Here is a 26,651-nt window from a genome sequence, read left to right on the forward strand (position 1 = left end):
TGGTTGTTACTTCAGGCCGCTGTCGATGGCGCTCACCAGTTCGCCGTTCGTGGTGTCGCCGCTGAACTCCCAGAAGAAGGCGCCGCCGAGGCCCTGCTGCTCGGCCCAGTCCATCTTGGACTTGATGGTGGCCGGGGTGTCGTAGGACCACCAGTTGGAGCCGCAGTGGGCGTACGCGGTGCCGGCGATGGTGCCGGTGGCCGGGCAGCTGTTCTTGAGGACCTTGTAGTCCTCGATGCCCGCCTCGTAGGTGCCGGTCGCCGGGCCGGTGGCGGTGCCGCCGGGCGCGGACTGCGTGACGCCGGTCCAGCCGCGGCCGTAGAAGCCGATGCCGATCAGCAGCTTGTCGGCCGGGACGCCCTTGGACTTGAACTTCGCCATCGCGTCGGCGGTGTTGAAGCCCTGCTGCGGGATGCCGTCGTACGCGGTCAGCGGCGAGTGCGGAGCGGTCGGACCGTTCTTCGCCCAGGCGCCGAAGAAGTCGTACGTCATCACGTTGTACCAGTCGATGTACTTCGAGGCCTCGCCGTAGTCGGCGGCGTCGATCTTGCCGCCGTCCGAGCCGTCGGCGGTGACGGCCGCGGTGATCAGGTAGTCCTGGCCGAACTCGGCGCGCATGGCCTTCATCATGCTGCTGAAGGCGTTCGAGGCGCTGGTCTCGTCGCAGCTGAGGCCGCAGGCGTTCGGGTACTCCCAGTCCAGGTCGATGCCGTCGAAGACGTCGGCCCAGCGCGGGTCCTCGACCAGGTCGTGACAGGACTTCGCGAACGCGGCCGGGTTCTTCACGGCGTCGGGGAAGCCGCCGGACCAGGTCCAGCCGCCGAAGGAGTAGAGGATCTTGATGTTCGGGTACTTGGCCTTCAGCTTGCGCAGCTGGTTGAAGTTGCCGCGCAGCGGCTGGTCCCAGGTGTCGGCGACGCCGTCGACGGACTGGTCGGCGGTGTAGGCCTTGTCGTAGTCGGCGTAGGAGTCGCCGATGGTGCACTTGCCGCCCTGGACGTTGCCGAAGGCGTAGTTGATGTGCGTGATCTTGTCGGCGGAGCCGGAGGTGACCAGGTTCTTCACGTGGTAGTTGCGCCCGTAGACGCCCCAGTTGGTGAAGTAGCCCATCTTGACCTCGTCGCCGGTGCCGGGGTTGCCGCCGTCCCCGCCGCCGGTGGTGGTGACCTTCACGGCGCCGCTGGCCGGACCGGTCTGGTCGGCGGTGTCACGGGCCTTGACGCTGTACGAGTAGGCGGTGCCCTTGGTGAGGCCGTTGTCCGTGTAGGTGGTGCCGGTGACGGTGGCCACCTTGGCGCCGTCCCGCAGGACGTCGTAGTTCTTGACGCCCTTGTCGTCGGTCGCCGCCGACCAGGACAGCTTCACCGAGGTGTCGGTGACGTTCGAGGCGGTGGGCGTGCCGGGCGCGGAGGGGGCCTCGTCGCCGGGGACCGAGGTGCCGTCGCAGCTGCCGCCGTTGAGCTTGCAGTTGGACGGGGAGCCGGGCCCGCTGCCGTTGAAGCCGAAGGAGACCGAGGCGCCGGGGGCGAGCGTCCCGTTCCAGCCGACGTTCTTGGCGGTCCAGTGGTCGGCGGAGTTGGTGACGGTGGCGTCCCAGGCCGAGGTGACCTTGGTGCCGGAGGGGAAGTCCCACTCGACGGTCCAGGAGCTGAGGGAGGCGGTGCCGGTGTTCTTCACCGTCCACTTGCCGCCGAATCCCGTGCCCCAGTCCGAGGTCTTCTCGAAGGTGGCCGTCGCTCCCCCACTCTCGACTTCGCTCGAGCGGGGGGACCCCCACGCGGCGGCCTGGGCAGGGCTCGCGAGGCCGACCAGGCCGGCGAGGGGAAGCGCCAGGGTCGCTGCGAGTGCCGCGGCTTTGTGTCTGAAGCGCATGTGCGCCTCCTTATATGGGGATGTTGTCGAGGGCATGACTGAGCCTCATGCCCGCAGTGCGGCGAGAATAGAAAGGTCTGGACCACAGGTCAATAGGTCTGGACCAATGTGGCGGCCAGTGGTTGAACCTGTGATTGACAGGGAAAACTAGATCCCCAACTCCTGCGCCAGCACCGCCGCTTGCACCCGGCTGCGCAGCCCCAACTTCCCCAGCAGTCGGCTGACGTGTGTCTTCACCGTGGCCTCCGCCATGTCGAGGCGCTCGGCGACCGCCGCGTTGGACAGCCCCTCGCCGAGACACGAGAGCACCTCGCGCTCACGCCGCGTCAGCTCCCGCAGCACGGCCGGGTCCGCGGCCGGCTCGCGCACCGGGTTCGCGGCGAACTCGGCGATCAGCCGCCGGGTGACGGCCGGGGCCACGATGCCCTCGCCGCCCGCCACCGTGCGCACGGCCGCGATCAGGTCCTTGGCGTCGGTGTTCTTCAGCAGGAACCCGGCGGCTCCCGCCCGCAGCGCCCCGAAGACGTACTCGTCCAGGTCGAAGGTGGTCAGCACCAGGACGTCGGCGAGTTGCTCCCCGACCACGATCCGGGTCGCCGACACCCCGTCCAGGCGCGGCATCTGCACGTCCATCAGCACCAGGTCGGGACGCAGCTCCCGGGCCAGCGCCACCGCCCGCTCCCCGTCCGCGGCCTCGCCCACCACCTCGATGTCCGGTGCGCTGCCCAGGATCAGCACCAGCCCCGCGCGGACGGCGGACTGGTCCTCGGCGACGAGGACGCGGATCATGCGAGGTCTCCTTCGGTCAGGGGCAGGGTGGCCCGTACGGCCCAGATCTTGGCGCCCGCCGAGCCCGGCTGCGGCACCGCCCCGGCCTCGAACGTGCCGTGCAGCAGTGCGGCCCGCTCCCGCATCCCGACCAGGCCGGCGCCGGAACCGGGCGCGCGTGGGGTGTCCCGGTCGCCGTACGGGCTGGTCACCCGGACCCGCAGGGCGCCCTCGTGCCGGTCGAGCCGGACCCGGACGGTGCCCTTGGAGGCGTGCTTGAGGGCGTTGGTGAGCGACTCCTGCACGATCCGGTACGCGGCCAGCTCGACCGGCGCGGGCAGGTTCTCGCCGGGTGCCGCGTCCAGGGTGACGTCGAGGCCGTTGGCGCGGGCGCCGTCGACCAGCGCGCCGAGCCCGTCGAGGGTGGGGGCGGCGGCCGGCTCGGTGTCCCCGCCCTGGTCCCGCAGGATGCCGATGAGGCGTCGCATCTCGGCCAGTCCCGCCACGCTGTTCTCCCGGATCACGCCGAGCGCCTGCCGGGTGGTCGCGGCGTCGTCCAGGGAGAGCGCGGCGGTGGAGTGGATCGCGATCGCGGAGAGGTGGTTGGCGACCATGTCGTGCAGCTCGCGGGCCATCCGGGAGCGCTCCGCGGTCACCGCCTGCACCCGGTCCATCTCGGCGAGCAGCGCGGTCTGCTCGGCCCGCAGCAGGGCGGCGTCGGCGGTCTCGCGGTGGTTGCGGACGATGAGCCCCGTGGAGGCGGGCGCGAAGGACACGACGCCGACGGCGACACCGATGAGCAGCGCCTCGGGCACCCGCAGCACCGCGTACGGCACCACCGTCCCGGCCACCGTGAGCAGCCCGGTGATCCACGGGATGCGGCGGGCCGAGGCGGGCGGGCCGTACAGCACGGCGGCGTACATCAGGTCGGTGTACATGATCACCGTGACCAGGCTGCCCTGGGTGAGCGTGTCCGCGATCAGCGCGGCGGTGCCGATCAGCAGCCCCGTGCGGGGCGCCGCCCGGCGCAGCAACTCGCAGCCCGCCATGACGGCGAGCGGGACCAGCAGCGGCCAGTGGCCGTCGAACAGCACGATCGGCTCGTCGGCGGGCCGCACGCCCAGGCCGATGCCCCACAGCAGCAGCCCGCCCAGCAGCCCGGCCGACGCGGCGTACACGTCGAAGCGACGCGGGCGGGGGAGTCGTACGGCCATGCCACCATCCAACACGGCCCGCGGCCCGCCCGCCTGATCCCCGGGAACGGTCCCGCGCTGCATCTTTCGATGTACCGGAGGTTCGTCACCGGCGACGACGAACCCGGCGGATTCCGACGGGAGCCTGGAAGGGTGAACGAAGGGAGTGCGTCGTGGTCGTCGCGTTGATCATCGCCTGTGAGGTCGGTTTCTGGGTGCTGCTGGCCCTCGGCCTGGGCGCCCGCTACCTGCTGGAGTGGCGGCGCACCAGCGTGGTCCTGCTGCTGTGCGAGCCCGTGCTGGAACTGGTGCTGTTCGCGGTGACGGCGTGGGACCTGAAGAACGGCGCCGAGCCCGGCTGGGAGCACGGCCTGGCCGCGCTGTACATCGGCTACACCGTCGCCTACGGCCACTACACGATCCGCTGGCTCGACGGCCACGCCGCCCACCGCCTGGGCGGGGGACCGCCGCCGGTCAAGCCCCCGCGCTACGGCATGCCCCGGGCGCGGCACGAGGGCCGGCTGTGGCTGCGCACCCTGCTGGGCGCGGCTGTGGCGTGCGCACTGCTCCAGGGCGCGGTCTGGTACGTCGGCGACGACGGCGACGTCTCGTCGCTGCGGGCCTTCCAGTGGGCGGCGGTACGAGTCCTCGGTATCCACGGCGCGGTGGCCCTCGCGTACCTGATCTGGCCGAAGAAGGCGCCGGCGGGCATGTCGGTGTCAGGGGTCGGCGACAGCGACCCCGAAGGGGCGCGGGGAACTGCGCGACCAGCCACGACGGAGCCGCAGAGGAAGGACGGCACCGGTCCCCGGCATACCCAGCGGAGCGCCTAGCGTTCCCCGCCCGGCACCCACAGCACGTCGCCGACCTCCTTGTTGGCCACCCGGGCCAGGATGAACAGCAGGTCGGAGAGGCGGTTGAGGTAGGTCGCCGTCAGCGGGTTCATCGTGTCGCCGTGGGCCTCCAGCGCCGCCCAGGTGGAGCGCTCGGCCCGGCGGACCACCGTGCACGCCTGGTGCAGCAGGGCCGCGCCGGGAGTGCCGCCGGGGAGGATGAAGGAGCGGAGCTTCTCCACCTCGGCCAGGTAGCGGTCGCAGTCCGCCTCCAGCTTGTCGACGTAGAACTGTTCGACCCGCAGCGGCGGGTACTCCGGGTTCTCCACCACCGGCGTCGACAGGTCCGCGCCCACGTCGAACAGGTCGTTCTGGACGCGGACGAGGACCTTGACGACCTCCTCGGACAGGCCGCCGAGGGCGATGGCGGTACCGATCACCGCGTTCGCCTCGTTGGCGTCGGCGTACGCGGAGATCCTGAGGTCGGTCTTGGGGACCCGGCTCATGTCGCCGAGGGCGGTGGTGCCCTTGTCGCCGGTCCGGGTGTAGATGCGTGTCAGGTTGACCATGGGGCCAGCGTAGTTGGGGCTGCCCGGCGGATCAGGTCGCGGGTGAGTGACGGTGCGTGTTCGACGCTGGTGAGCGGGGTCTGGTGCGTGCAGCCGCAAGGCGGAGGAGGGCGTCGACGCGACGGGGGTCCCCCCGCGCGAGCGAAGTCGAGCGTGGGGGGAGTCGGCAACCGACGACAACGCCGCAGATGTGCGTGCCAGATCCCGCGTCCGCGGCATGATCCGCCGGGCAGCCCCTTACGCGCCCGCCGTTCGGAAGACGCGGGTGCCCACCGTCACGGCCAGCGCGGTGAAGGCCAGGGCGACGAGGACGCCGTACAGCATGTGCGCCGTCGCGTAGGAGCCGACGTAGGCGTCCCGCACCGCGTCCACCAGGTAGCGGAAGGGCATCAGGTGCGACAGCACGTCCAGCCACGCCGGGCCCAGTGTCATCGGCAGCATCAGGCCGGACAGCAGCATCGACGGCATGGTCAGAGCGTTGATCGTGGGCCCGAACTCCTGCGGGGTGCGGACCTTCATCGCCAGCGCGTACGACAGCGAGGCCAGCGAGACCGTGAGCAGCGCGACGAAGGCGAAGCCGATCAGCACGCCGGGCAGCGGCGCGCGCAGGCCCGTCACCACGGCCGCCAGCACCAGCAGCACCGCCTGGAAGGCGAAGACGGTGGCGTCCCGCAGTACCCGGCCCAGGAGCAGTGCCAGGCGGCTGACGGGCGTGACGCGCATCCGCTCGACCACTCCCTGGCCGTTCTCGATGATGATCGAGAACCCGGCGAAGGAGGCGCCGAACAGGCCGAGTTGCAGCAGCAGGCCGGGGACCAGCACCTGCCAGGAGCTGCCCCGCCCGCCGAGCGGCAGATCGGTCAGCAGCGGGCCGAAGAACAGCAGGTACAGCAGCGGCATCAGCACGCCGAACAGCAGCGCGAAGCGGGAGCGCAGGGACTGGCGCAGATAGCGGCCGTAGACGAGGCCGGTGTCGTGGAGCAGCATCGGGTCGGTTCCCAGGGGTGTTAGACGGCTACGGGGGCGGCGTCGGCCGGAGCCGCGCCGCGGCCGGTGACGGCCAGGAAGGTGTCCTGGAGGGTGGCGTCGGGCGAGCCGCCGTACTCCCGCTTCAGGGCGGCGGGAGTGCCCTCGGCGACCACCGTGCCGCCGTCCACGACGACCAGCCGGTCGGAGAGGGCGTCGGCCTCGTCGAGGTAGTGGGTGGTCAGGAAGACCGTCGTGCCCTGCTCGTCGCGCAGCCGGCGGACCAGGTCCCACAGGTCGGCGCGGCTGCCCGGGTCCAGGCCGGTCGTCGGCTCGTCCAGGAAGAGCACCTTGGGGCGGTGCGTGAGCGCCATCGCGATGTCCAGCCGCCGCCGCTGCCCGCCGGAGAGCGCCCCGCACTTGCGGTCGAGCAGCTCGGTCAGGTCCAGGTCGAGGGCCAGCTCCCCGGCGCGTTCGGCGGCCCGCGCCCTGGACAGGCGGTACAGGCGGCCCTGGGTGACCAGCTCCTCCCGGACCGTGATCTGCGGGTCCACCCCGCCCGACTGCGCCACGTACCCGCACGCCGCGCGCACCCCGGCCGGGTCGGTCGCCAGGTCGTGCCCGGCGACGGTGGCCGCGCCGCCGGTGGGGGCGAGCAGGGTGGTGAGCATCCGCAGGGTGGTGGTCTTGCCGGCGCCGTTGGGGCCAAGGAAGCCCAGGATCTCGCCCTCGCGGACGGTGAGGTCGATGCCGCGCACCGCCTCGACCGGACCGCGCTTGGTCGCGAAGGTCCGGGCCAGCCCGGCCGTACTGATGATTGCCATGCGCTCCAGAAAAACAGAGTCACTGAAATTTTGCAATGACACCAAGTTTTCACTCGCCCCAGACTGTGCCGTCGGCGCGGCTAGGATGCGGGCATGGCCGAGGGACTCAGGGAACGGAAGAAGCGGCAGACCCGGCAGTACATCTCGGATGTCGCCACCGGGCTGTTCCTGGAGCGCGGCTTCGAGGCCGTGACGGTGGCGGAGGTCGCGGACGCCGCGAACGTCTCCGTCAACACCGTCTACAACTACTTCCCGGCCAAGGAGGACCTGTTCCTCGACCGGTCCAAGGGCGTGATCGACCGGCTGTCGCGCTGGGTGCGCGGACGGGGCGAGGGGGAGTCGGCCGCTCGGGCCGTGCTGCGGGAACTGCGCGAGGAGGTCGAGTCGGTTTCGCCCCGGATCGGCCTCATGGACGGATACGCGCGCTTCATGGGAGTCATCCACTCCTCACCCGCGCTGCGTTCCCGGCTCTGGGCGATCGGCCAGGAGGTGCAGGACAACCTCGAGCGCACCCTGCGCGAGGAGACCGGCGCCCCGGACGACGACCCCGTCCCCTCGCTGATGGCCGGTCAGATCAACTGGCTGCACGGCACGGTGATGGCCACCATCGGCCGCCGCCTGATGGCCGGCGGGAAACCCGCCGAAGTGTCCCGCGACATCCTCCTGCTGCTGGACGAGATGGAGGACCTGCTGAGCGAGAAGGTGCTCAACTACGCCGTACGAGGCGCGCTGTGACACCCGCACGGCACCCCTCGGTGTGACGTCCGTCATTTGAGACGTGACGCGCGTTACTAACCGGTCACACAGCGCCTCGCGCCCGCTAATCTCCGGCCGAGAGACGAGAATCAGCGCGTATCAGGGGAGTCGCACAGTGGCACGGAAGCTCGCCGTCATCGGAGCCGGTCTCATGGGGTCCGGCATCGCCCAGGTCTCCGCCCAGGCGGGCTGGGAGGTCGTCCTGCGCGACGTCACCGACGAGGCGTTGCGGCGCGGCACCGACGGCATCAGGGCCTCCTACGACAAGTTCGTCGCCAAGGGCAGGCTCGACGCCGACGACGCCGAGGCCGCGCTCGGCCGCATCACCGCGACCACCGACCTGGACGCCGTCGCCGACGCGGACGTCGTCGTCGAGGCCGTCTTCGAGAAGCTGGAAGTCAAGCACGAGATCTTCCGTACCCTGGACAAGCTGGTGAAGGACGGGGCGATCCTCGCGTCCAACACCTCCGCCATCCCGATCACCAAGATCGCGGCCGTGACGCAGCGCCCCGAGCGGGTCGTCGGCACCCACTTCTTCTCGCCGGTGCCGATGATGCAGCTGTGCGAGCTGGTGCGCGGCTACAAGACCAGCGACGAAACGCTCGCCACCGCACGCGAGTTCGCCGAGTCCACCGGCAAGACCTGCATCGTCGTCAACCGCGACGTCGCCGGATTCGTGACCACCCGGCTCATCTCCGCCCTCGTCGTCGAGGCCGCGAAGCTGTACGAGTCGGGCGTCGCCACCGCCGAGGACATCGACCTCGCCTGCAAGCTGGGCTTCGGCCACGCCATGGGACCGCTGGCCACCGCCGACCTGACGGGCGTCGACATCCTGCTGCACGCCACGGGCAACATCTACACCGAGTCCCAGGACGAGAAGTTCGCCCCGCCGGAGCTGATGCGCCGGATGGTGGACGCCGGTGACATCGGCCGCAAGAGCGGGCAGGGCTTCTACAAGCACTGAGGTCACATCAGCCCCGGCAAACGTCACACGCCGGGGTGAATTCGGTATCGGTTCGCTTACAGACGGCAACCTCCGGTCGTTTCGGCCAGTCAGAGGGTGCAGTGCCTGATATCGCCGAGAGACCACAACGCGCGCAACGCAACGCCAAGACGAAGAACAAGACGAAGAAGACGACGAAGAAGACGCACGCCGGGGAGCGCATATGCACATCAGGGGCGACCACGTCGAGCTGGTCGTCGGGGGCCGCCTCGACGTCCGCAGCGCGGCGGACGCCCGTACGGTCCTGCACTCGGCCGTCGACGACGGAGTCGGCGATCTGGTGCTCGACCTGTCAGAGCTGGACTCCTGGGACGCCACCGGACTCGGCGTGATCATGGGAGCCCACCGGCGGGCCGGCCGTTGCGGCCGGCGGCTGGTGCTGCGCGGCGTGCCGCCGCAGATGCAGCGCCTGCTGGTGGCCACCCGGCTGCACCGGATCCTCGCCATCGAGGGTGGTATCGGTGTGGAGACCCTGCCCCGCGTGTAAGTGAAGGTTCACACCTCCGACACACGCAATCCTCACGAGACCGTGACCTCTCGGGCCGTCCGGCACCCCGGACTGTCGGAGATACTGGGCGAAGGTTTAGGGTCTGGCTGCCCGCTGCCTTTGCAAACCCGCCGGCGGGCCCGGACCAGAAGCGACAGCGCGGTGTGCGGCAAGGCCGGGAGGGTGGTCCCTGCCGGGGCCCTGCACACGACGCTTTTGGGGGGCTTGAACCAATGGACCCGAACAACCGGGGCCCTGAGGAGTACGGCCAGGACGGCGACCACCAGGCGCCGCGCCCGCGCCCGCACAGGGACCCCATCACCTCCGACTTCGGACAGCACGCGCCCGCGCTCGCCCGCACGGTGCAGCTGGTGTCCGGCGACTTCCTGCTCACCGTCAACCCCGTCGACGGCAGCGAGATCGAGGTCTGCCCGCCCGCGGAGCGGCCCGCCCGGCCCGAGAAGCTCACCGCGGCCGAACGCGCCGAGGCGGAGCGCGCCGCGAGGCCGCCCGTCCCGCCGGGACCGGTCCGCACCGTCCTCGGCCTGCTGGCCCGCGAGGACGAACGCGAACGTCTGGTGCGGCTGCTCGCCCGCGGCCGCTCCGTCCGCCTCACCGGCCCCGCCAGCTCCGGCCGCACCAGCCTCCTCGACCTCGTCGCCGAGGACTGCGCGGGCCTCGCACCCGACGGCGTGGTCCGGCTCAACGGCCACCACCGCACCGCCGACGACCTGCTCCACGACCTCTTCTACGCCGTCCACCGCGCGCCCCTGCACCGCCCGGACCGGGCGGAACTCCTCGGACACCTGCGCGAGGTGGGCGCGGTCGTCGTCCTGGACGACGTCGAGTTCGGCGGCACCGCCCTCGACGAACTCCTCGACGCCACCCCCGAGTGCGCCTTCCTCATCGGCGCCACCCCGGAGGCGGCCGCACCCTCCGCCGACTCGGCCGTCGAGGAGGTCTTCCTCACCGGCCTGGACCGCTCCGACGGTGTGGAGCTGCTGGAGCGCGCCGCCGGACGGACCCTCACCGAGGAGGAGGCCAACTGGGCCGGAGACCTCTGGTTCGAGTCCGAGGGCCTGCCGCTGCGCTTCGTGCAGGCCGGTGCCCTGCTGCGCCGCCGGGACCGCGAGCGGGCCGGTGCCGACGCCGTCGACGAGTTCGGCGTCTTCGCCGACGCCCGTCCCGCCGACGACACCCCCTACGACGCCGCCGAGGCCGACGACGTACCCCTGCCGTCCCTCGGCGAGGCCGCCGCGCCCGCACCGCTGCTCGCCTCCCGGCTGAGCGCCTCCGCCCGCGCCACCCTGGAGCTCGCCGTCGCGCTCGGCGGCGAGGTGCCGCACCAGGCGCATCTGCCCGCCCTGGTCGGCGACACCCACGCGGACGCCGCCCTCGGCGAGCTGACGGACTGCGGACTGGTCTCCCCGGTCGGCTCCCGCTACCGGCTGGCCGCCGGCGTGCTCACCCAGCTGGAGAGCGCCGGATACGCCGACGCCGTACGGGAGCGGGCGACGGCCGCCGCCCAGCACTACGCCTGGTGGGCCGGGCACCCCTCGGTCACCCCGGAGCGGGTCTGCGCGGAGGCCGACGCCGTGCTGGCCGCCCTCGCCGTGCTGGTGCCCACGACCACCCCGACCGCCGAGGACGAGGAGAGCCCGGCCGTCCAGCTGGCCCGCACCGCGGCGCCCGCGTTCGCCGCCGGGCTGCACTGGAGCGCCTGGGAACGGGCGCTGCGTTCGGGCACCGAGGCCTCCCGGCTCGCCGGTGACGTCGCCGAACAGGCCTACTTCCACCACGAACTGGGCGTCCTCGCGCTGTGCGAGGACCAGCTGGACCGGGCCCGGGCCGAGCTGGAGGCCTCCATCGGGCTGCGCGGCGCGCTCTCCGACAAGCGCGGTGCCGTGGCCGGCCGCCGCGCCCTCGCGCTGGTCGCCGACCGCACCGGCGACACGCCGGGCCTGGGCAGCGGCGCGGGCGCGTTCGCCGCGGCTGCGCCCGCCGCCGGACCCGCTGCCGTCGGCGCCGGACTCGGTCCGACGGTGGGGGAGGAGGTGCCCGACGCCCGCAACGAGGAGTCGGCATCGCCGTCCGCGGGCGTCCCCGCGCCCTTCCCGCCGCTCCAGCCGCGTCCGCAGTCCCCCACCCTCGTCACCCGCCGCGAGCCCGCCGGGGAGCCGTCCCGCACGGTCGCGGGCGGCATCAAGGGCTTCGCACGGCGCAACCTGGTGGCCGCCGGGGCGGGCGCGCTGCTCGTCGCCGTGCTCGGCACGGTGGTGACCCTGGGAGCCACGTCCGAGAACGACGGCGGCGATCCCTCCAACGAGGTCGGCGTCAACCCGTCGGCCAGTCAGGGCGTCGACGACGGCAGCCTGGGCGCGGACCGGCCCTCGGACGACGGTCAGGGCCAGGAGACGCCCGGCCCGACCGACTCCGCCACCCCCGGCACGTCCGAGTCGCCGACGGCCACGGAGTCGGGGGAGCCGTCGCAGGGGCCGAGCAGCACGGGCAGCGCCGACCCCGGTGACGACGAGAGTCCCGACGACCCCGACTCGCCGGACGAGCCGAGCAGGTCGCCGAGTTCGCCGACGACGAAGCCGACGTCGCCGAAGCCGACGGACACCGAGCCGACCGGCCCCGGGACGCCCACCGAGTCCGACGACACGTCACCGACGCCCACCGAGACCGAGACGACCTCGCCGTCCACCCCGGAGACGTCCGACACCGTCAGCGGCGCCGACACGCCCCCGGCCGGCGTCTCGCAGAGCAGCACCGAGAGCACGGAGAGCGCAGCGAGCACCGACACCGGAACGGGAGCCCCGGCCGACTCGGACCCGGCAACCGGTCAGATCATCTGACCCCACCGGGAAGGCGACAGCACAGGAGGGCCGGGTCCGCCACCCGGACCCGGCCCTCCCCACGTCGTACGTGACGTGCCCTCAGAACAGCCGCAGCTTGTCGTCCTCGATGCCCCGCAGCGCGTCGTAGTCCAGCACCTGGCAGCCGATGCCGCGGTCCGTGGCCAGCACGCGGGCCTGCGGCTTGATCTCCTGGGCGGCGAAGACGCCGCGCACCGGCGCGAGATGCGGGTCGCGGTTCAACAGCTCCAGGTAGCGCGTGAGCTGCTCCACTCCGTCGATCTCGCCGCGCCGCTTGATCTCGACCGCGACGGTCCCGCCCTGGGCGTCACGGCACAGGATGTCGACCGGGCCGATGGCGGTCATGTACTCGCGGCGGATGAGGGTGTAGCCCTCGCCCAGGGTGTCGATGCGGTCGGCGAGCAGCTCCTGGAGGTGCGCTTCCACGCCGTCCTTGATCAGGCCGGGATCGACGCCCAGTTCGTGCGAGGAGTCGTGGAGGATCTCCTCCATCGTGATGATGAGCTTCTCGCCCGCCTTGTTGACGACGGTCCAGACGCCCTCCTCCTCGCCCGTGCCCTCCTTCAGGGTGCAGGGCGGCGACATCCAGTTGAGGGGCTTGTAGGCCCGGTCGTCGGCGTGGATCGAGACGCTGCCGTCCGCCTTGACCAGGATCAGCCGGGGGGCCGAGGGCAGGTGGGCGGTGAGCCGTCCGGCGTAGTCGACGGAGCAGCGGGCAATGACGAGACGCATGGTCGGCAACGCTACTCGACCGGCCCGGCCCGACGCGATTCGCCCGGACCCGGGCACCGCGTGCGCTGTCCCACTTCTCCCATTGGCCCCGTCTTGCGCACTGGCCGATTGTGGGCCTACCCGATGGTGTCCATCTGGGCATTCTCCTGGTGCCGTCACGATCGGTTGCTTACGGTATTGAACGGGAGGTCGCGAACTGTGTACGCAGCGTGTTCGGAATCGCGCACTCCCTTAACTGTCCGGCAACCCCTGCTGGTCGGGGGTGCGAGAGGAGAACCCATGTCGCTCGACGTCTCACCGGCCCTACTCGAACAGGCCGAGCGAGGCGAGGTCGACGAAGCAGACTTCGTCGACTGCGTCCGGACCTCCCTGCCCTACGCATGGGAGATGGTCAGCTCCCTGGTGGCACAGCTGAAGGTCGACGGCGGAGCGTTCGCCGACAACCAGACGCCCCCGCCGGACGAGCAGGCGCGCGGTCAGCTCCTGCGTGCGCTCGCGAGTGACGCCATACGCGGTGCACTGCAGCGGCACTTCGGGGTGCGGCTGGCCTTCCAGAACTGCCACCGGGTGGCGGTGTTCCCGTTGGACTCCGCTGTCGACGAGACGCTGACCAAGTTCACCTCGGTGCGCAGCCAGTTGCTGAACCAGTCGCCGGAACTGCGCGACTGCTGACGGCCACGAGAACGCCCGCTTGCCGCTCCGTACGCGGGAGGTGCAGTTCTGTACCGGAGCGGCAAGCTCCCCGCCCGCCGGCTCAGCGGAGCTGGGGGAGTACCTCGGCCCCGAGCCGGCGTACGTTCTCCTCGGTCGCCGCCAGGTCTCCCGAGCCCTCGACGAGCAGGGCGAAGCGGGAGATGCCGGTCCGCTCGCCGGTCGCCGCGAGCCGGTCCGCGCACAGCCGTGGCGTGCCCACCGGGTGCAGCCCGCAGAGCAGTTCGGTGTAGGCGTGCGGGTCGCGCATCTGCCGGGCCCGGCCGTCCACCGTGACATGGGCGCCCAGTCCCTGCCGCAGCCAGCCCGGCATCGCCTTGAGCAGGGTCTCCGCCGCGTCCGTGCGCCGGTCCGCGATCTGGCAGACACCGGCCGAGACATGCGCGGCGCCCTGGATACGTGCCCCCGGAAGCCCGGCCGCGCGCGCGTGGCGCCGCCACAGGGCGACCATCTCGGCCTTCTCCTCGTCGCCGACGTGCATCCCGAGGAGCATCGGCAGCCCCCGCTCGGCCGCCATGCGCACGCTCGACGGCGAGGTGCAGGCGACGACGACCTCCGGGCCCGGCTCCTCCGACAGGGACTCCGACGGGCGCGGCACGACGGGCACCTCGCGGAAACGGTAGCGGTCTCCCGAGGCGCCGACGGCCGGCTCGCGCAGCCAGCGCAGCAGCAGGTCGAGCGACTCCGGAAACCCCTTCTCGTACGCCTGAAGACCCGCGCCGAACACCTCCAGGTCCACCCACGGACCGCCGCGGCCAACCCCCAGCGAGAAGCGGCCGCCGCTCGTGACGTGCAGCAGCGCGGCCTGCTCGCCGAGCGCCACGGGGTGGACGGTGGGCAGCACACTCACCGCGGTGCCGACCCTCAGGCGCCGGGTGCGGCCCAGCAGCAGCGCGGCCAGGGTCACGGCCGACGGACACGTGCCGTACGGCACGAAGTGGTGTTCGGCCAGCCAGGCCGTGTCCAGCCCGGCCTCCTCGGCGACCTCGGCCGAGCGGACCGCGCGGTGCAGCGCCTCCCCCTGACCCTGGCCCGGGAACTGGGCCCCCAACACGAAACTTCCTACGCGCATTGCCTTTTCCTGCTTCCTCGGCCCCGACACGGAGCTCCCCCACAGGGCATAACCGTGTGACACGTGCCGAGGACACGGCCGGACGGATGGATTTGCGGATTGTCTGCAGAATCGGCCGTTGTGGGACGGCGCACGGGCCCGGCCCGGATCCCCCGCGCGGGGGAGTTGCGGTGTTTGGCGCCGTACGCGTACCCGTGTCCGTGCCGCGTAGGCTGGATGCCGCCCTGCTTCCTGTATAGCTCCGTGAGGTGTCCTGTGTCCCCGCGTCGCAACCGACCCAAGGGAGCCGGTTCCCCCGGCCGGAGCGCCGAGGAGGACGGCTCCGGCCGCTACGGCGGCTGGCAGTCCTCGGAGGACTGGCAGGGCGAGGAGTGGAGCGTACGGCACGTGGCGGGCGCGAGCGCGCAGGGCAAGTCGTACCGCTGCCCGGGCTGCGACCAGCTCATTCCGGACGGCGTCCCGCACGTGGTGGCCTGGCCGGCGCACTCGGGAGTCGACGACCGCCGGCACTGGCACAAGGCGTGCTGGAACGCGAAGGACCGCCGCACCACGCGGGTGCAGCGGTCCCGTAACGCGCCGAGGTTCTGAAGCCCCGTTTACACGTCCCGCTTCTCCAGCAGGGCGAAGGCGCCGGCGAACGCGGCCGCCGTCACGCCGAGCACGATCCACAGCGGGTCCCAGCCCGAGGGCCCGGACTCGGAGAGCGAGTTGGCGTAGAAGATGCTCATCTGGTTCGGGATCGAGTACTCGAACAGCGCCTGCTGCACGTCCTTGAGCGACTCCGAGAACATGAACAGCGCGATCACCAGCGGGGCGAGCAGGACGCCGATCATGATGGTGATGGCGCCCGCCGAGTGCCGGATGATCGAGCCCATGGCCAGCGAGAGCAGCCCGAGCAGCGCGACGTAGAGCGAGACGCCGACGGTGCCCTTCAGCCACTCCGCGCCGGTCGGGTTCTCGGCGCCGTTGCCCTCCAGCATGGACACGTGGGCCAGCCCGACCAGCGTCGCGGAGACCAGCGTCACCACGAACGCCACCAGGAAGAACACGATGCCCTTGGCGGCCAGTACCCGGCCGCGGCTGGGGCAGGCGGTCATCGTCGTGCGGATCATGCCGGTGCCGTACTCCGAGGCGGTGGTCAGCACGCCCAGCGTGATCACGCACATGCTGCCCAGCAGCAGCCCGAAGAAGCCGAGGCTCAGCGCGCTCTCGCCGGCCAGGTCGGAGTCCGAGCTCGCCACCACCGCGCCGGTCAGCAGCCCGATGCCGAGGACCAGCAGGACGAACACGCCCAGCGTCCACATCGTCGAGCGCACCGACTTGATCTTCGTCCACTCGGAGGCCAGCGCGTGCACGAGGGTCGTGCGCACCACCGGGATCGGCGACGTGTAGGCCGGGAACGGCGAACCGGGCGCCGCGTGCCAGTCGGGCGCGGCCTGCTGCGTCGGGGGCTGGGGCGTGCTCATCGGACGTCCTCGGGCTTGGTCGGGTCGGTGACGGACGCGTGGCCCGCCGCGGGCGGCGTCGGCGCGCCGGCGGGAGCCTGGGGCATCGGCGGTGCCTGGGGCGCCTGCTGCGCCGCGTACGGGTTGGCCGGCGGACCGCCCGGCACCGCCCCGGGCGCCACCGGGGCGCCGTACGGGCCCGCCGGGGCCTGGCCGGGCGCGCCCTGCGGCGCGGCGAAGGGCTGACCGCCCTGCTGGGGCGACGGCGGCGCGTACCACCCGGGCTGGCCCTGACCGGGCACCGGCATCGGCGGCTGCGCGCCGGGCGGCAGGGGCTGCTGGAGCCCCGCCTTCTGGTCGGCGGTCGACCGGTAGTCCACGGCGCCCTGCGTCATCCGCATGTACGCCTCCTCCAGCGAGGCCTGGTGCGGCGACAGCTCCCACAGCCGTACGTCGGTGTCGTGGGCGATGTCGCTGATGCGCGGGAGGGCGAGCCCGGTCACGCGCAGCGCGCCGTCCTGCTCGGGCAGCACGTGGCCGCCCGCCTCGGTCAGCGCGGAGGTCAGCTTCTCGCGCAGCTGCGGATCGGTGTCCGGGGTCCGTACGCGCGCGAAGTCGGCGGAGTTGGCCGAGATGAAGTCCGTCACGCTCATGTCGGCGAGCAGCTGGCCGCGCCCGATGACGATCAGGTGGTCGGCGGTGAGCGCCATCTCGCTCATCAGGTGCGAGGAGACGAAGACGGTGCGGCCCTCCGCGGCGAGCGCCTTCATCAGGTTGCGCACCCAGTGGATGCCCTCCGGGTCGAGGCCGTTGACCGGCTCGTCGAAGAGCAGCACCTGGGGGTCGCCGAGCAGCGCGGCGGCGATGCCGAGCCGCTGGCCCATGCCGAGGGAGAAGCCCTTGGAGCGCCGCTTGGCGACGTCCTGGAGGCCCACCACGCCGAGCACCTCGTCCACCCGGCGGGCCGGGATCCCGGACAGCTGGGCGAGGCTCAGCAGGTGGTTGCGGGCGGCCCGCCCGCCGTGCACCGCCTTGGCGTCCAGCAGTGCCCCGACATGGCGTGCGGCGTTCGGCAGCCTGCGGTACGGGTGACCGCCGATGGTCACGTGCCCCGCCGTGGGGTTGTCCAGGCCCAGGATCATCCGCATCGTCGTCGACTTGCCGGAGCCGTTGGGCCCCAGGAAGCCGGTGACGGCACCGGGCCGCACCTGGAAGGAGAGGTTGTACACAGCGGTCTTGTCGCCGTATCGCTTGGTCAGGCCGACAGCCTCGATCATGCTCCGCACCCATCGGAAGGTTCAGGGACAGCAGGGCACACGCCCCCGTAAGGGTTAGGAGGATATCCACGCGCTGACGGTTCCGTTCAAGCGCGGGCAAAATCCGACACCGTACGGAGGCGCCCGCCGGGGTTCTGCTCCCAGCGTCTCAGGCGTCCCGCCGCTTCAGCACCGCGTACCCGCCGACGAGCGCCGCGATCACCCACAGTGCCATGATCCCCAGGCCGCCCCACGGCCCGTACGGCACGTCGTCGTCGATCGGCGTGACCACCTGCATGATCTTGCTGCCGGCCTGGTCGGGCAGGAACCGGCCGACCTTCTCCGTCGCCGGGACGTTGCCCAGGATGTTGGAGATCAGGAAGAAGAACGGCATCAGGATGCCCAGCGACAGCATCGGGGAGCGCAGCATCGCGGCCACGCCCATCGAGAACATCGCGATCAGGGTCATGTAGAGGCCGCCGCCGAACACCGCCCGCAGCACGCCCGGGTCGCCGATCGACGCCTTCAGGTCGCCCAGCATCGCCTGCCCGAGGAAGAACGTGGCGAAACTGGTGACCATGGCCACGACCAGCGCGAGGAGGGTGGCCACCGCGATCTTGCTGAACAGGAAGGTGCCGCGCCGGGGCACGGCGGCCAGCGAGGTGCGGATCATGCCGGAGCTGTACTCGTTGCCCACGACCAGCACCCCGAACACGATCATCGCCAGCTGGCCGAGGCTGGTGCCGGCGAAACTGATGAAGGTCGGGTCGAAGGAGAGCTGGTCCCGCCGGCTCATGTCGCCGAACTCGTTCTTCGACAGGGCCGAGATCAGCATGCCGAGGGCGATGGTGACGACCACGGCGAGGCCCAGCGTCCACACCGTGGACGCGACCGACCGGATCTTGGTCCACTCGGACCGGACGACCTGTGTCGCCGCCATGCTCATCCCCTCTTCCAGTCGCTGCCCCACGGCTGCTGCGGAGGCTGCCCCGGTGGCGGTTGCTGCTGCGGCACCGCGCCGGCCGGCTGCCCGTCGTGCGCGTGGTACTCCACGGACTCCGCGGTCAGCTGCATGAACGCCTCCTCCAGGGAGGCGCGCTGCGGGCTCAGCTCGTACAGCACGACCTGGTGGCGTGCCGCCAGCTCGCCGACCGTCTCCGACTTGTCGCCGTCCACCTCCAGGACCCCCTCGCCCGACTCGACGACCGTGACCCCGGCGGCGTGCAGCGCGTCGAGCAGCTGCTCGCGCTGCGGGGTGCGGATCCGCACGTAGCTGCGGGAGTTCTCCGCGATGAACTCGGCCATCGAGGTGTCCGCCAGCAGCCTGCCCTGGCCGATCACCACCAGATGGTCGGCGGTCAGCGCCATCTCGCTCATCAGATGGGAGGAGACGAAGACCGTACGGCCCTGGGAGGCCAGGGTCTTCATCAGGTTGCGGATCCAGTGGATGCCCTCGGGGTCGAGCCCGTTGACCGGCTCGTCGAACATCAGGATCCGCGGGTCGCCCAGCAGCGCGCCCGCGATGCCGAGCCGCTGCCCCATGCCGAGGGAGAAGCCCTTGGTCTTCTTCCGGGCGACCGCCGACAGCCCGACCGTGTCCAGGACCTCGCGCACCCGGCTCGCGGGAATGCCGTTGCTCTGCGCGAGGCACAGCAGGTGGTTGTAGGCGCTGCGCCCGCCGTGCCACGCCTTGGCCTCGAGCAGCGCGCCGATGTACGTCAGCGGGTCCTTCAGCTGGTCGTAGTGCTTGCCGTCGATCCGCACGTCCCCGGCGGTCGGCCGGTCAAGACCCAGCACCATCCGCATGGTCGTCGACTTGCCCGCGCCGTTGGGGCCCAGGAAACCCGTGATGATGCCGGGTCTGACGGTGAAGGAGAGATTGTTGACCGCCACCTTCTCGCCGTACCGCTTGGTCAGCCCCTCGAGCTCGATCATGGCGACCACGCTAGAACGGGACGAGGCCCGCTGCCACCCCAGTGACAGCAGGCCTCGCCCATGTTCGTACGGATTCAGCAGGCGTCCCCCCGCGCGACCGGAACCGCGCGGGCGAACGGGCGTCAGCGGGACTGCTGGGCCGGGACCCCGCGGGAGACCGACTCGTCCTCGACCGACGGAGCGGCCGCCACCGCGGCGCCCGTGAGCGACGCCAGCATCTCGCGCACGTTCGTCAGCTGCGCGTTGATGGAGTCGCGGCGGTTGGTGAGGGCGGCCAGCTCGCGCTCCGACTCCGAACGGATCCGGTCGGCCTTGGCGTTGGCGTCGGCCACGATGTCCTCGGACTGGCGCTGCGCGGTCTCCACGGTCTGGCGGGCCCGGCGCTCGGCGTCCGTGCGCAGCTTCTCCGCCTCCAGGCGCAGCTGCTCCGCGCGGTGCTCGATCTCCGCGAGCCGCTTCTCGGCCTTGGCCTGACGGGAGGCCAGGTCCCGCTCCGACTGCTCGCGGCGCTTGGCGAGGTTCGTCTCGAAGTCGGCGGCGGCCTGCGCGGCCTTCGCGCGGGTCTCCTCGAAGAGCGCGTCGGCCTCGTCGCGCTTCGACTGCGCGTCCTTCTGCGCCTCGGAACGCAGCTGCGAGGCGTCGCCCTTGGCCTTCTCGACGATCCGGACGCCCTCGTCCTCGGCCTTGGCCTTGCGCTCCGCGGCGTACGACTCCGCGTCGTTGCGCACCTGCTGGGCCGAGGACTCGGCCAGCTCGCGGTGCTGCTCGGCCGCGCGCCGGGCCTCCTCGCGCAGGTCCTTCGCCTCTTCCTCGGCGAGCCGCAGGATCTTCTCGACCCGGGCGCCGAGACCGGCGTACGACGGCTCGGCGTCGTTCACCTGGGCCTGGGCGTTCTGGGTCTCGAGGTGGAGCTCCTCGATGCGCTTTTCCAGAGCGGTGATGCGGGCGAGAGCGCTGTCACGGTCGGAGACGAGCTTGGAGATGCGTTCGTCCACCTGAGCGCGGTCGTACCCACGCCGCACAAGCTCGAAGCCGTAGGGGGAAGTGTCGCTCATGGGGTTCCTGTCGAAAGAGACCGGGTGAGGTGATAGAGGGAATCCTAGGCGCCAATGCGGTGTGTCATCGAGCGGATGCACGTTTGATACGGAGAATGACACCTCTTTTGGGTGGCTGACCCGCGGATGGCTTGCCAAAGTTCTGGTGAACGGTCCCGTCGGGACTCGGCCAAAGATCTCCAGCAGACACCGAAACCGCCCCGGACGCTACCCGTCTGACGTCTTGCCACCCGAACGGGGGGCGCCCACCGTCGCTCCGGCCTTCACTCCGTTGTCCTTCGCGCCCCCGGGCGCCTCGAACGACTCCAGCGCCTCCAGCACGTCCTGGACCCGGGAGATCTCCGCGTTGATGTCCTCGCGCCGCCGGACCAGCACCTCCAGCTCGCGCTTGCCCTCGTCGACCGTGTGCCGGGCCTCGCGGACCGCCTCGGCCTTCAGCTCCTCGGCCTCGCGGACCAGGGTGGCCTTCTTCTGCTCGGCCTCCTTGAGCAGCCCCTCGGCCTTCTTGACGGCGGCGATGCGCACCTTGCCGGCCTCGGAGTTGGCCTCCGACACCAGCTCCTTGGCCTTCGCCTCCGCCTTCGAGAGCTGCTCCTCGGCGGCCTTGATGAGCGCGTCGCAGCGGTCGCCGGCCGACTTCATCGTCTCGGCGGCCTCGCGGCGGGCCCGCTCGTGCAGCTCCTCGATCTCGGAGGTGAGCCGCTCGCGCAGCTCCTCCGCGCGCTCCCTTATGGCGGTCGCGTCCCGACGGGCGCCGACCAGCAGCTCGTCCGCGTCCGTACGGGCCTTCTCCACCCGGGAGTTGCCCTCGACCGTCGCCTCCTGGACGATCCGGTCGGCCTCCGAGCGGGCCGCGCCGACCATCGTGTCGGCCTGCGACTCGGCGTCCGCGGTGGTCTTCTGGGCCTGCTGCTGCGCCTCGGTGAGCAGCTTGTCGGCCTCGGCGGTGGTCTCCGTGATGAGCGTGTCGACCTGCTCGGCCGCCTCCGAGCGCCGCTTGTTGGCGCTTTTGCGGGCCTCGTCGAGGGTGCGCTCGGCCTCCTCGCGGGCGGCCGTGGTGACCCGCTCGGCCTCCGCCGCCGCCTCGCGGCGGACCCGGTCCGCCTCGGTGCGGATCCGCTCGGCGTGCTGCTGCGCGGAGCCGACGGTGCCGGCGGCCTCGGCCCGCAGCCGCTCCGCCTCCCCGGTGGCGTCCGAGACCAGCTGCTCGGCCCGGGCGCTCGCCTCGGCCCGTACCCGGTCGGCCTCGGCGATCGTCTCGGTGCGCAGCCGCTCCGCCTCGGTGGCCGCCTCGGTCCTGAGCCGCTCGGACTCGCTCGCCGCCTCGGCGCTGACGCGCTCCGCCTCCGCGAGCGTCTCCGCCCGGAGCCGGTCGGTCTCGGCCGCCGTTTCCGTGGTGAGCCGCTCCGCCTCGGAACGCGCCTCGGTGATCAGTGTGTCCGCCTGCGTCGCCGCGTCGGACCGGATGCGGTTGGCGTCCTCGCGGGCGTCGGCCCGGGTGCGCGACGCGGACTGCTCGGCCTCGGCGATGGCGTCGGAGGCCTCCGTGCGCACACGCTGGGCATGCTCGTTGACGTCCGCGCGGATCCGGTCGGCCTCGGTGATGGCCTCGGACACGGTCCGCTCGGCCAGCGCATTGGCGGCCTCGGTCTCCTCCTGCGCCTCGCGCCTGAGGCGTCCGGCGTCCTCGCTCGCCCGCTCCCGCTCCGCGTAGGCGTCGGCGCGGACCCGGTCCGCCTCCTCCTCGGCCTCGCGCCGGGTGCGCTCGGCCGCGTGCTCGGCGGCACTGCGCAGCCCGGTGATCTCCTCCTGGGCCTGCTCGTGCAGCCCGGCGACCGATTCCCGTACCTGCGCCGCGTGCTGCTCGGCGGCCGACACCATCTCGGTGGCGCGCCGGTCGGCCTCCTCGACCAGCCGGACCGCCTCGGTCTGGGCCTCCTCCACGCGGTTGCGGGCCGAGGCCAGCAGCTCCTCGCTCTGCTCGCGGGCCCGCTCACGCTCCTGGTCGGCCTCCTGCCGGGCCGAGCCGAGCAGTTCCTCCGCCTCGCGGCGGCGCCGGGCGGCCTCCTCCTGGGCGGCGGCCAGCGCCTCGGACGCCTCGGCCGCGATGCGCTCGGCGGCGGTCTGCGCCTCCGCCCGCACCCGGTCGGCGCTCTCCTGCGCCTCCGACTTCAGCCGCTCGGCCTCGCTCGCGGCCTCGGTACGCAGCCGTACGGCCACGGCCTCGCCCTCGGCGCGGGAGGCGGACGCGTCCGCGGCGGCCTCGGTGCGCAGCCGCTCGGCCTCCGTCTCGGCCTGCTGCTGGAGCGTACGGATCCGCTCCGCCGCCTCCGCGCGCAGCCGCTCGCTCTCCTCGGCGGCCTCGCGGCGGATCCGCTCGCCCTCCTCGCGGGCCCCGCTCAGTGCCTCCTCGGCCGCGGTGCGGCGCTCCTCGGCCTCGGTGTGCAGCCGCGTCAGCTCCTCGGCGGCCTCCTCCCGCCGGGCCTCGACGGCGCGCTCGGTCTCCTCGCGCAGCTCGCGGGCGGCCCGCTCGGCATCCGCCTGGAGCTCCTCCACCCGCTCGGCGGCCTCCACGCGGTGCCGCTCGGCCTCCGCGCGGGTGCGCTCCAGGGTCTCCTCGGCCTGCCGACGAAGGGTCGTCGCCCGCTCGATGGCCTCGGTGCGAACCTTCTCGCTGTCCGCCGTCGCGGTCTGCCGCAGCTCGTCCGCGTCCGCCTTGGCTTTGGCGAGCAGCTCCTCGGCGGACTTCGCCGCCTCCTCGATCTGCGCCACGGCCTCCTTGCGGGCCTCGGCGCGGATCTTCTCGCCCTCGGCGACGGCGTCCGCCCGCAGCTGCTCGGCCTCGCCGCGCAGCCGGCGCGCCTCCTCCTGCAGCTCGACCGTCTTGGCGCGGTACTCCTTGGTGTCGTCCTTCGCCGCGCCCTTGAGCTGCTCGGCGATGTCGTGCGCCTCGGCCCGCAGCCGGTCCGCCTCGGCCTCGGCCTCGGTGCGGATCCGCTCGGCCTCCTCGGTGGCGGCCTTCGTGGTGCGCTTGGCGTCCTCCGACGCCTTGTTCAGCACGTCCTCGGCCGTCTTGGCCGCCTTGGACAGCTGGGTGGCCGACTCCTCGGCGGTGATCGTGCGGGCCTTCTCGGCGGCCTCGGCGACGACCCGCTCGGCCTCGGCACGGGCGTCCGCGACCACCTGCTCGGCCTCGGACCTGGTGGACTCGGCGTCCTTGGTGGCCTCGCCGACCAGCCGGGCGACCTGCTCCTTGGCGGTGCGGGTGCGCTGCTCGTTGGTCGCCTCGGCGCTCGACAGGGCCTTGGCCGCGGCCTCCTCGGCCTCGGCGACCACCTTCTCGGCCTCGGCCTGCGCCTTGCGCAGCGCCTCCTCGGCCTCCGACATGCGCCGCTCGGCGGCCCGGCTCAGCTCCTGGACCTCGCGCCGGGTGGACTCCGACTCGGTGGCGGTGGAGCTGCGCAGCTGCTCCGCGTGGTCGGTGGCCTCCTGCGCCTGCGTCGAGGCGGCGTTCAGCAGCCGCTCCGCGTCGGTGCGCGCCCGGCGCAGGATCTGCTCGGCCTCGGCGCGGGCGCTCTCCGCGTCGCTCCGCAGCCGCTGGCGGGCCTCGGCGGTCAGCCGCTCGGCCTCCGCGCGGGCCGCGGTCATGGCCTGCTCGGCCTCGGCCCGGGACTCGTCGAGCAGGCGCCGGGCCTGCTGCTCGGTGCGGGCGCGCAGCTGCTCGGCCCAGGCCACGTTCTCGTTGACGTGCGACTCGACGGTCTGCCGGCGCTCGGCCAGCTCCTGGTCGAGCTGCTGGCGGCGGGTGACCGCCTCCTGGTGCAGCTCCGCCTGGAGCCGGGCGGCCTGCTCGGCGTGCTCCTGGAGGATCCGCTGGGTCTGCGCCCGCGCCTGGCTCAGCTCCCGCTCCGCGTCGGCGCGCAGCTGGTCGGCCTGCGTCTGCGCGTTGCGCAGCAACTGCTCGGCCTGGTACCCGATGTCGCCGCCGTCGAAGGCGGGCCGGGACATGATGGTGCGCCGCGCCTCGTGCAGCTTGGCGCGCAGCACCTCGACCTGGTAGCCGAGGTCCTCGGCGTGCTGGATCGCCTTTTCCCGCTCGGTCTTCAGCCGCTTCATCTCGGCCTCGAACCGAGAGAGGTGGTCGACGTCAGCCGCCGGCTCTCGCTCCTGGCTCTCGTAGCCCCGCACTGCGCGGTCCCATCCGTCCCCTGGTCGCAAATCTTCCCGAACGAGCTCCGTCCGTCCGCCGAACGGGGCCCCCGGGGAATGGTGTCAGATCAACGGCGGAGCATGTGCTGCTGCCCCGTCGCCCGCCCCCCGAAACACGACCCCGGCGGTCCCGGCGCCGGAGACGACAGGACCGGGTCACCCTGGACTGAGCGGCGACCGCACCCAACCCTACCGGCCCATATGTACGAGGGTCAGTGCTCAGGTGACTCAACGGCCGCCGAAGTGACCAGTTCTGTCAGTACGCCATGGCAGTCCTTGGGGTGCAGGAAGGTGATCCGCGACCCCATGGAACCGCGCCGGGGCTCGTCGTACAGAACGCGTACGCCCTTGTCGCGGATGTCCGCGGCGTCCGCGTCCACGTCCGCCGTACCGAACGCGATGTGGTGGACGCCCTCGCCGTTCTTCGCGAGCCACTTGCCGACCGCGGAGTCCTCGCGGGTCGGCTCCAGGAGCTGGAGGTACGAGGCGCCCCCGTCCGACGTATCGTTGATCTTGAGCATGGCCTCCCGGACCCCCTGCTCCTCGTTGACCTCGGTGTGGAACACCTCGAAGCCGTAGGTGGCACGGTAGAACCCGACGGTCGCGTCGAGGTCGTGGCAGGCGATTCCGATGTGGTCGATTCGCGTCAGCATGGTTTCAGTGCAGCGCTCCGGAGGTGGTTACGCAACGTGCGCGCGATCACACCGACAGCCCGGTGACGGGCGGGATACCGCTCAGTACATTCGAGTAAACCCTCGTTCACTCCTCGGCCTGTGCGGGCCGGAAAAGGGGACCGCAGCTCATGTCTTCTGGAACCACTGAAACCTCTGGAACCTCTGGAACGAACGGCACGACCTCTGTCGTCGTCGCGGGTGCCCGCACCCCGATGGGGCGGCTGCTCGGCTCCCTGAAGTCCTTCAGCGGGGCCGACCTCGGCGGATTCGCGATCAAGGCCGCCCTCGACCGCGCCGGGATCGGCGGCGACCAGGTCCAGTACGTGATCATGGGGCAGGTGCTCCAGGCCGGCGCCGGGCAGATCCCCGCCCGCCAGGCCGCCGTCAAGGCCGGCATCCCCATGAGCGTCCCCGCGCTCACGATCAACAAGGTCTGCCTCTCCGGCCTCGACGCCATCGCGCTCGCCGACCAGCTCATTCGCGCGGGTGAATTCGACGTGATCGTCGCGGGCGGCCAGGAGTCCATGACCAACGCCCCGCACCTGCTCCCCAAGTCCCGCGAGGGCTACAAGTACGGCGCGGTCCAGATGATCGACGCCATGGCGTACGACGGCCTGACCGACGCCTTCGAGGACATCGCCATGGGCGAGTCCACGGAGAAGCACAACACCCGGCTCGGCATCGAGCGCGCCGCCCAGGACGAGATCGCCGCCCTGTCCCACCAGCGCGCCGCCGCCGCCCAGAAGAACGGCGTCTTCGAGGCCGAGATCACCCCGGTCGAGATCCCGCAGCGCAAGGGCGACCCGGTGCTGTTCAGCAAGGACGAGGGCATCCGCGGCGACACCACCGCCGAGTCGCTCGGCAGGCTCCGCCCGGCCTTCGCCAAGGACGGCACCATCACCGCGGGCTCCTCCTCGCAGATCTCCGACGGCGCGGCGGCCGTGGTCGTCATGAGCCGGGCCAAGGCCGAGGAACTGGGCTTGGAGTGGATCGCGGAGATCGGCGCCCACGGCAATGTCGCGGGCCCCGACAACTCTTTGCAGTCGCAGCCGTCGAACGCCATCCGGCACGCCCTGAAGAAGGAGGGCCTGGAGGTCGGCGACCTCGACCTCATCGAGATCAACGAGGCCTTCGCGGCCGTCGCCGTGCAGTCAATGAAGGACCTCGGCGTGTCCACCGAAAAGGTGAACGTCAACGGCGGTGCCATCGCCCTCGGGCACCCGATCGGCATGTCCGGAGCCCGGCTGGTGCTGCACCTCGCCCTGGAACTGAAGCGGCGCGGCGGCGGCATCGGCGCGGCGGCGCTGTGCGGCGGCGGCGGTCAGGGCGACGCGCTGATCGTGCGGGTGCCCGGGGCCTGACCCCAAGACCGGGGCCTGACCCCAAGACACGAGATCTCGCCAGAGGTACGA

23 protein-coding genes are annotated in these 26,651 nt (G+C 72.0%); 8 read left to right on the plus strand and 15 right to left on the minus strand.

The genetic code is table 11. The annotated features are described in order from the left end of the window. Positions 1–6 precede the first annotated feature (6 nt). The 3 genes from C4J65_RS23960 to C4J65_RS23970 form a co-directional block, all read right to left on the minus strand. Positions 7–1,872: a glycoside hydrolase family 18 chitinase gene (locus C4J65_RS23960; RefSeq protein WP_115744236.1), complete on the minus strand. Its 1,866-nt coding sequence runs from the start codon at positions 1,870–1,872 to the stop codon at positions 7–9. Positions 1,873–2,019: 147 nt separating this feature from the next. After that, positions 2,020–2,661 (minus strand): response regulator transcription factor, encoded by a 642-nt coding sequence (locus tag C4J65_RS23965; RefSeq protein WP_115744237.1) that lies wholly within the window; start codon positions 2,659–2,661, stop codon positions 2,020–2,022. Beyond that, positions 2,658–3,854, minus strand: coding sequence for a histidine kinase (locus tag C4J65_RS23970; protein ID WP_115744238.1), 1,197 nt, complete (start codon positions 3,852–3,854; stop codon positions 2,658–2,660). Before C4J65_RS23970 ends, C4J65_RS23965 begins: the two co-directional genes overlap by 4 nt. Positions 3,855–4,006: 152 nt before the next feature. Here C4J65_RS23970 and C4J65_RS23975 point away from each other — a divergent pair, with 152 nt between their 5' ends. Then, entirely contained in the window at positions 4,007–4,666 is a 660-nt protein-coding gene (locus C4J65_RS23975) for a hypothetical protein (RefSeq protein ID WP_115744239.1), read from the plus strand. Here the strand turns inward: C4J65_RS23975 and C4J65_RS23980 are convergent. The 3 genes from C4J65_RS23980 to C4J65_RS23990 all read right to left on the minus strand — a co-directional run bounded on the left by C4J65_RS23980 (position 4,663) and on the right by C4J65_RS23990 (position 7,025). Beyond that, the gene (locus C4J65_RS23980) at positions 4,663–5,235 is read right to left on the minus strand and encodes a cob(I)yrinic acid a,c-diamide adenosyltransferase (protein WP_054098995.1); all 573 of its coding nucleotides are present in this window, start codon (positions 5,233–5,235) and stop codon (positions 4,663–4,665) included. The genes C4J65_RS23975 and C4J65_RS23980 overlap by 4 nt on opposite strands. Before the next feature lie 237 nt (positions 5,236–5,472). Then, positions 5,473–6,222, minus strand: a complete 750-nt coding sequence (locus C4J65_RS23985; protein WP_115744240.1) for an ABC transporter permease — start codon at positions 6,220–6,222, stop codon at positions 5,473–5,475. A gap of 20 nt (positions 6,223–6,242) precedes the next feature. Then, positions 6,243–7,025, minus strand: coding sequence for an ATP-binding cassette domain-containing protein (locus C4J65_RS23990; RefSeq protein WP_115744241.1), 783 nt, complete (start codon positions 7,023–7,025; stop codon positions 6,243–6,245). Between the two features lie 93 nt (positions 7,026–7,118). Here C4J65_RS23990 and C4J65_RS23995 point away from each other — a divergent pair, with 93 nt between their 5' ends. The 4 genes from C4J65_RS23995 to C4J65_RS24010 all read left to right on the plus strand — a co-directional run bounded on the left by C4J65_RS23995 (position 7,119) and on the right by C4J65_RS24010 (position 12,129). Further along, positions 7,119–7,760, plus strand: coding sequence for a TetR/AcrR family transcriptional regulator (locus tag C4J65_RS23995; protein WP_115744242.1), 642 nt, complete (start codon positions 7,119–7,121; stop codon positions 7,758–7,760). A gap of 136 nt (positions 7,761–7,896) precedes the next feature. Beyond that, on the plus strand, positions 7,897–8,745 hold the full coding sequence (locus C4J65_RS24000; RefSeq protein ID WP_115744243.1) for a 3-hydroxyacyl-CoA dehydrogenase family protein: 849 nt from the start codon (positions 7,897–7,899) through the stop codon (positions 8,743–8,745). A 202-nt stretch (positions 8,746–8,947) separates the two neighbouring features. Further along, positions 8,948–9,271: an STAS domain-containing protein gene (locus tag C4J65_RS24005; RefSeq protein WP_003973611.1), complete on the plus strand. Its 324-nt coding sequence runs from the start codon at positions 8,948–8,950 to the stop codon at positions 9,269–9,271. Between the two features lie 233 nt (positions 9,272–9,504). Next, a complete protein-coding gene (locus tag C4J65_RS24010; protein WP_115744244.1) occupies positions 9,505–12,129 on the plus strand; it encodes an ATP-binding protein in 2,625 nt (874 codons plus the stop codon). A gap of 81 nt (positions 12,130–12,210) precedes the next feature. Here the strand turns inward: C4J65_RS24010 and nucS are convergent, their stop codons facing one another. After that, on the minus strand, positions 12,211–12,882 hold the full coding sequence (nucS, locus tag C4J65_RS24015) for an endonuclease NucS (RefSeq protein WP_052840652.1): 672 nt from the start codon (positions 12,880–12,882) through the stop codon (positions 12,211–12,213). A gap of 279 nt (positions 12,883–13,161) precedes the next feature. Between nucS and C4J65_RS24020 the strand changes: the two genes are divergently transcribed. Further along, a complete protein-coding gene (locus tag C4J65_RS24020) occupies positions 13,162–13,554 on the plus strand; it encodes an SCO5389 family protein (protein WP_115744245.1) in 393 nt (130 codons plus the stop codon). An 82-nt stretch (positions 13,555–13,636) separates the two neighbouring features. On the opposite strand, the gene C4J65_RS24025 is transcribed toward C4J65_RS24020, so the two are convergent. Next, complete coding sequence (locus tag C4J65_RS24025) at positions 13,637–14,665, minus strand: LLM class flavin-dependent oxidoreductase (RefSeq protein ID WP_115744246.1); 1,029 nt, start codon at positions 14,663–14,665, stop codon at positions 13,637–13,639. A 255-nt stretch (positions 14,666–14,920) separates the two neighbouring features. On the opposite strand from C4J65_RS24025, the gene C4J65_RS24030 reads away from it, so the two are divergent. After that, entirely contained in the window at positions 14,921–15,253 is a 333-nt protein-coding gene (locus C4J65_RS24030) for an ATP/GTP-binding protein (RefSeq protein WP_115744247.1), read from the plus strand. 8 nt (positions 15,254–15,261) lie between these two features. Here C4J65_RS24030 and C4J65_RS24035 read toward each other — a convergent pair whose 3' ends face one another. The 7 genes from C4J65_RS24035 to mce form a co-directional block, all read right to left on the minus strand. Next, a complete protein-coding gene (locus C4J65_RS24035; protein ID WP_115744248.1) occupies positions 15,262–16,131 on the minus strand; it encodes an ABC transporter permease in 870 nt (289 codons plus the stop codon). Beyond that, positions 16,128–17,387: an ABC transporter ATP-binding protein gene (locus C4J65_RS24040; protein ID WP_115744249.1), complete on the minus strand. Its 1,260-nt coding sequence runs from the start codon at positions 17,385–17,387 to the stop codon at positions 16,128–16,130. The genes C4J65_RS24035 and C4J65_RS24040 overlap by 4 nt, the downstream gene beginning before the upstream one ends. Positions 17,388–17,535: 148 nt before the next feature. Beyond that, the gene (locus C4J65_RS24045; RefSeq protein ID WP_115744250.1) at positions 17,536–18,312 is read right to left on the minus strand and encodes an ABC transporter permease; all 777 of its coding nucleotides are present in this window, start codon (positions 18,310–18,312) and stop codon (positions 17,536–17,538) included. Further along, the gene (locus C4J65_RS24050) at positions 18,309–19,301 is read right to left on the minus strand and encodes an ABC transporter ATP-binding protein (RefSeq protein ID WP_162833322.1); all 993 of its coding nucleotides are present in this window, start codon (positions 19,299–19,301) and stop codon (positions 18,309–18,311) included. The genes C4J65_RS24045 and C4J65_RS24050 overlap by 4 nt, the downstream gene beginning before the upstream one ends. A gap of 122 nt (positions 19,302–19,423) precedes the next feature. Continuing rightward, positions 19,424–20,356, minus strand: coding sequence for a cellulose-binding protein (locus C4J65_RS24055; RefSeq protein ID WP_003973600.1), 933 nt, complete (start codon positions 20,354–20,356; stop codon positions 19,424–19,426). 207 nt (positions 20,357–20,563) lie between these two features. After that, positions 20,564–24,544 carry a polarized growth protein Scy gene (scy, locus tag C4J65_RS24060; protein WP_115744252.1) on the minus strand — a complete coding sequence of 1,327 codons (3,981 nt, stop codon included), beginning with the start codon at positions 24,542–24,544 and terminating at the stop codon, positions 20,564–20,566. Between the two features lie 233 nt (positions 24,545–24,777). Next, entirely contained in the window at positions 24,778–25,218 is a 441-nt protein-coding gene (mce, locus tag C4J65_RS24065) for a methylmalonyl-CoA epimerase (protein ID WP_115744253.1), read from the minus strand. A 149-nt stretch (positions 25,219–25,367) separates the two neighbouring features. Here mce and C4J65_RS24070 point away from each other — a divergent pair, with 149 nt between their 5' ends. Further along, positions 25,368–26,600: an acetyl-CoA C-acetyltransferase gene (locus C4J65_RS24070; RefSeq protein ID WP_115744254.1), complete on the plus strand. Its 1,233-nt coding sequence runs from the start codon at positions 25,368–25,370 to the stop codon at positions 26,598–26,600. The last annotated feature ends 51 nt before the right edge of the window (positions 26,601–26,651 follow it).

This window comes from Streptomyces sp. CB09001 (assembly GCF_003369795.1).
Taxonomy (GTDB): domain Bacteria; phylum Actinomycetota; class Actinomycetes; order Streptomycetales; family Streptomycetaceae; genus Streptomyces.